Source organism: Klebsiella sp. EMBS2024 (genome assembly GCF_036233805.1).
GTDB classification, from domain to species: Bacteria; Pseudomonadota; Gammaproteobacteria; order Enterobacterales; family Enterobacteriaceae; genus Klebsiella; species Klebsiella pneumoniae.
On the sequence record NZ_JAZARW010000004.1, the window covers coordinates 62,243 to 63,035 of the forward strand.

Consider the following 793-nt stretch of genomic DNA (forward strand, 5'->3'; position numbering starts at 1 on the left):
GGGGCACTGTTGCAAATAGTCGGTGGTGATAAACTTATCATCCCCTTTTGCTGATGGAGCTGCACATGAACCCATTCAAAGGCCGGCATTTTCAGCGTGACATCATTCTGTGGGCCGTACGCTGGTACTGCAAATACGGCATCAGTTACCGTGAGCTGCAGGAGATGCTGGCTGAACGNGGAGTGAATGTCGATCACTCCACGATTTACCGCTGGGTTCACCGTTATGCGCCTGAAATGGAAAAACGGCTGCGCTGGTACTGGCGTAACCCTTCCGATCTTTGCCCGTGGCACATGGATGAAACCTACGTGAAGGTCAATGGCCGCTGGGCGTATCTGTACCGGGCCGTCGACAGCCGGGGCCNCACTGTCGATTTTTATCTCTCCTCCCGTCGTAACAGCAAAGCTGCATACCGGTTTCTGGGTAAAATCCTCAACAACGTGAAGAAGTGGCAGATCCCGCGATTCATCAACACGGATAAAGCGCCCGCCTATGGTCGCGCGCTTGCTCTGCTCAAACGCGAAGGCCGGTGCCCGTCTGACGTTGAACACCGACAGATTAAGTACCGGAACAACGTGATTGAATGCGATCATGGCAAACTGAAACGGATAATCGGCGCCACGCTGGGATTTAAATCCATGAAGACGGCTTACGCCACCATCAAAGGTATTGAGGTGATGCGTGCACTACGCAAAGGCCAGGCCTCAGCATTTTATTATGGTGATCCCCTGGGCGAAATGCGCCTGGTAAGCAGAGTTTTTGAAATGTAAGGCCTTNGAATAAGACAAAAGGC

1 protein-coding gene is annotated in these 793 nt (G+C 52.5%); it reads left to right on the forward strand.

Annotated features, from left to right (window positions below; genetic code table 11):
* The first annotated feature begins 65 nt into the window (after positions 1-65).
* Positions 66-770 carry an IS6-like element IS26 family transposase gene (locus tag VZP09_RS24750; RefSeq protein ID WP_328795540.1) on the forward strand — a complete coding sequence of 235 codons (705 nt, stop codon included), beginning with the start codon at positions 66-68 and terminating at the stop codon, positions 768-770.
* The last annotated feature ends 23 nt before the right edge of the window (positions 771-793 follow it).